This is a genomic window from Streptomyces sp. NPDC006265 (genome assembly GCF_040613555.1).
Lineage (GTDB): Bacteria > Actinomycetota > Actinomycetes > Streptomycetales > Streptomycetaceae > Streptomyces.
The window spans coordinates 1-4,115 of sequence record NZ_JBEXSH010000817.1 but is presented as its reverse complement, the minus strand read 5'-3'; the positions used below and the strand labels follow the sequence as shown (position 1 = coordinate 4,115).

The 4,115-nt window shown below is 71.6% G+C and carries 5 protein-coding genes and 1 pseudogene; 3 read left to right on the top strand and 3 right to left on the bottom strand.

The features are described 5' to 3' along the window. On the bottom strand, positions 1-177 hold a 177-nt coding region (locus tag ABZ281_RS40595; protein WP_356662989.1), incomplete at its 3' end, for a transposase. A gap of 132 nt (positions 178-309) precedes the next feature. Between ABZ281_RS40595 and ABZ281_RS40590 the strand changes: the two are divergent. After that, a pseudogene (locus tag ABZ281_RS40590) lies at positions 310-819 on the top strand (amino acid transporter); the annotation flags it as partial. Positions 820-823: 4 nt separating this feature from the next. On the opposite strand, the gene ABZ281_RS40585 reads toward ABZ281_RS40590, so the two are convergent. Further along, entirely contained in the window at positions 824-1,420 is a 597-nt protein-coding gene (locus ABZ281_RS40585) for a DUF1707 domain-containing protein (RefSeq protein WP_356662988.1), read from the bottom strand. A 128-nt stretch (positions 1,421-1,548) separates the two neighbouring features. Between ABZ281_RS40585 and ABZ281_RS40580 the strand changes: the two genes are divergently transcribed. Together ABZ281_RS40580 and ABZ281_RS40575 are read left to right on the top strand one after the other, a co-directional pair. After that, complete coding sequence (locus tag ABZ281_RS40580; protein ID WP_221758848.1) at positions 1,549-1,944, top strand: helix-turn-helix transcriptional regulator; 396 nt, start codon at positions 1,549-1,551, stop codon at positions 1,942-1,944. Positions 1,945-2,023: 79 nt separating this feature from the next. Beyond that, the gene (locus ABZ281_RS40575; protein WP_356662987.1) at positions 2,024-2,443 is read left to right on the top strand and encodes a TOBE domain-containing protein; all 420 of its coding nucleotides are present in this window, start codon (positions 2,024-2,026) and stop codon (positions 2,441-2,443) included. A 64-nt stretch (positions 2,444-2,507) separates the two neighbouring features. Here ABZ281_RS40575 and gcvPB read toward each other — a convergent pair. After that, the coding region (gene gcvPB / locus ABZ281_RS40570; protein ID WP_356662986.1) for an aminomethyl-transferring glycine dehydrogenase subunit GcvPB at positions 2,508-4,115 on the bottom strand (1,608 nt) is incomplete at its 5' end.

Genomic DNA, 4,115 nt, shown 5'->3' with positions numbered 1-4,115 from the left:
GGTCGACCAGGCGCCGAACTCCGTCGGCATCTCCCGCCACTGCCCGCCCGTTTTGAACCGCCAGATCACGCCCTCGAACTGCTGCCGCAGCCGCTTGGGGTACGGGCCGTACTCGCCGATCGGCAGGTACGGCTCGATGAACTCCCATTCCATATCCGTCAGTTGAACGCGAGTCACCCAAGAAGGTCTACCTGACCAGACCCCGCCGTGCAGGCAAAACTTGAAGATTGATCACGACCCAATACGCTCCCTAGCACCCGGCACTGAGCCGTCCTGAGCCCACCCCACCCGGGCCGTCTGCACGCCTGGATGCTGGAAGGCCTGGCCCGGGCCTTCGAGCTGCGCGTGACCAACGTGACGCTGGACGACATGCGGGACATGGCCAGCCGGCGGATGCGGTTCATCGCCAACGAGCCCGACCGGCGTGACATCGCCGAGTACCGCGACAAGACCGAGCAGATCCGCCACGACGACGACGCGGCCGGCCAGGAGGACGTCGTCTTCGTCGAGGTGCCGGCGACCGACCCGTCCGAGTTCGAGGCGGGCCTGACCGTGCGCGGTGAGGTGCTGCACGGCCGCTACCGCGTCCTGACCCTGGAGTCGTCCTCGATCCCCAACGCCCTGGCCGCGCGCCTGCTGCACGTCCGAGACTCGACGGGCCGCACCCCGCACATCTACTTCGAGTGGACCGAGGGCAGGCCCTTCGCCAACTTCCCGCGCTTCTTCCTGTTCGGCCAGGGCGAGGTCGCCCCGGTGACCCGCGAGGTCCTGCGTGAGGCGGAGCCGGACCGCAAGGGGCGGCCCAGGGTGCACATGGGCCGAGTCAGGCCGTCGCACCCTTCCTGCCGAAGCCCCGTTGCGGCGGGCGCACCACGATCTGCCCGTAGTGGATCTCGCCCGTGACCCGTATCCGCAGACGGACGGGGGCGTCGACCGGCCGACGGGCCTTGGTCTCGGAGTAGTTCATCCCCAGGCCGCCGGTGTCGACCACGACACCCGGCCGGGTCAGGAGCTTCAGGGCGCCTGCCCGAAGGTCCAGGTCGATGTCCAGGGTGTCGTGGGTGATCACCGCGTCGGTGAAGTCGAGCGTCACCTCACCCCACGCCGAACGGATCTCCAGCCGCCGCGGCACGACCCAGCCGTCGCCCCGCCGTGTCGAGGCCCCCTCCTGCCGGATCCGCAGGGCGTCCCCGGCCTCACCGGAAGCCGGACCGGCCACCGCGGGCAGATCCGCCGTCAGCACGGCGAGCTCACCCACCGTACGGGCACACAGCGCCGTCTCCAGTCGCTCCTCCAGCTCCTCCAGGGTGAGCCGTCCGTCACCCGCGGCGACGCGCAGCACGTCCACGGCCCGGTCCCGGTCCGCGTGCGACGCCCTCACCTCGGGCGATCCACCGGTCCGCGCGATCTCGGCCGCCATCACTCCGCCCCCGGCCCCCCGGGCACGCCGCCCGGCCCGCCCACTCGACCACTAGCGTTACATCGCGTCATATCCAATGGCCAACCCCGCATCCACCGCCTCCTCCCTCCGCCCCTATCGTGATCGGCATGCAGTCCTACACGATCGGCCAGGCAGCACGGCTGCTCGGCGTGAGCCCGGACACCGCCCGCCGCTGGGCGGACGCGGGCCGCATCACGACCCACCGCGACGAGGCCGGGCGACGGCTCGTCGACGGGCGGGACCTCGCCGCCTTCTCGGTCGAACTCGCCCGGTCCGGCGCCGCCGAGGAGGACACCCCGTACACCTCGGCCCGCAACGCCTTCCCCGGCATCGTCACCGCGATCAAACTCGGCGACGTCGCCGCACAGGTCGAGATCCAGGCCGGCCCGCACCGGCTCGTCTCCCTGCTCACCCGCGAGGCGGTGGAGGAACTCGGCCTGGAGGTCGGCATGGAGGCGACGGCCCGCGTGAAGTCGACGAACGTACATATCGACCGCGTCTGAGGCCGGGAGGGCGTTTGGCGGAGGAGACGCAGACACGCGCATACCAGGCCCAACACCCCCACCGGGCTACCGTGCACCCATGAGCCTGAGCATCCGCAACCAGCTCCCCGGCACCGTCACCGCCGTCACCCCGGGCGAGGCCATGGCGACGGTCAGGGTCCGCCTCACCGGCGGCCAGGACCTCACCGCGGCGATCACCCGCGAAGCCGCGGAAGACCTCCGCCTCACCCCGGGCACCGCCGTGCGCGCCCTGATGAAGTCGACGGAGGTCTCCCTGGCCACCGCACCCGTCGAGGGCCTGTCGATCCGCAACCAGCTCCCCGGTACGGTCACGGACCTCGCCGCCGGCGACGCGATGGCATCCGTCCGCGTCACGGTGGAGGGTGGTGAACTGACCGCCGCGATCACCCGGGAGGCCGCGGAGGACCTGGCCCTGTCGCCCGGGATCCCCGTCGTCGCACTGATCAAGGCGACCGAGGTGTCACTCGCCACCGCCTGACCGGCCGGTGAACGGCGGGAGGGGCCCCGCACCGCGGAGCCCCTCCCTGTGACCGGTCGGCCGGTCAGTCCTCGTATGCGTCCAGCGGCGGGCAGGAGCAGACGAGGTTGCGGTCGCCGAAGGCCTGGTCGATGCGGCGCACCGGCGGCCAGTACTTGTCGGCGGTCGACACCCCGGCCGGGAAGACGGCCTCCTCACGGCTGTAGGAGTGCTCCCACGCCCCGGCGAGCGCGCCGGCGGTGTGCGGGGCGCCGCGCAGCGGGTTGTCCTCCGCGGGCCACTCGCCGGAGCCGACCTTCTCGATCTCGGCGCGGATGGCGATCATCGCCTCGCAGAAGCGGTCCAGCTCGGCCAGGTCCTCCGACTCGGTCGGCTCGATCATCAGCGTCCCGGCCACCGGGAACGACATGGTCGGCGCGTGGAAGCCGTAGTCGATCAGCCGCTTGGCGACGTCGTCGACGCTCACGCCGGTCGCCTTGGTCAGGGGCCGCAGGTCGATGATGCACTCGTGCGCGACGAGCCCACCGGGGCCGGTGTAGAGCACCGGGTAGTGCGGCTCCAGGCGCTTGGCGATGTAGTTGGCGCTGAGCACGGCCACCTGCGTGGCCCGCTTCATCCCCTCGCCGCCCATGAGCCGGACGTACGCCCACGAGATGGGCAGGATGCCCGCGGAGCCCCACGGCGCCGCGGAGACGGGCCCGACCCCCGTCTCCGGGCCGGCCTCGGGCTGCAGCGGGTGGTTCGGCAGGTAGGGCGCGAGGTGCTCGCGCACCGCGACCGGGCCGACGCCGGGACCGCCGCCGCCGTGCGGGATGCAGAAGGTCTTGTGCAGGTTCAGATGCGAGACGTCGCCGCCGAAATGCCCCGGCTTGGCCAGCCCGACGAGCGCGTTGAGGTTGGCCCCGTCGACGTAGACCTGCCCGCCGGCCTCGTGGACCTGCGCGCAGATGTCGGCGACGTGCTCCTCGAACACACCATGCGTGGACGGGTACGTGATCATCAGCACGGCCAGCTGGTCACGGTACTGCTCGATCTTGGCCCGCAGGTCCTCGACGTCGATCTCGCCGTCCTCGGCGGTCTTCACGACGACGACCTTCATGCCGGCCATCACCGCGCTGGCGGCGTTGGTGCCGTGCGCGGATGACGGGATCAGGCAGACGGTGCGCTGTGCGTCCCCGTTGGCCCGGTGGTAGCCGCGGACGGCGAGCAGACCGGCCAGCTCGCCCTGCGACCCGGCGTTCGGCTGGAGGGAGACCTTGTCGTAGCCGGTGACCTCGGCGAGCCGGTCCTCCAGCTCGTGGATGAGGGTGAGGTAGCCCCCGGCCTGCTCGGCGGGCGCGAAGGGATGCAGCTGCCCGAACTCGGGCCAGGTGACCGGCTCCATCTCGGTGGTCGCATTGAGCTTCATGGTGCAGGAGCCCAGCGGGATCATGCCCCGGTCGAGCGCGTAGTCCCGGTCGGCCAGCCTGCGCAGGTAGCGCAACATGGCGGTCTCGGAGCGGTGCTGGTGGAAGACGGGGTGCGTCAGGTAGTCGTCGGTGCGCAGCAGGGCGGCCGGAAGCCCGTCCTCGGTGGCCGCGTCCAGCGCCTCGACGACGCCCTCGACGCCGAAGGCCGCCCACACGGCACGCAACTGGGCGCGCGTCGTGGTCTCGTCGCAGGCGATCGAGAC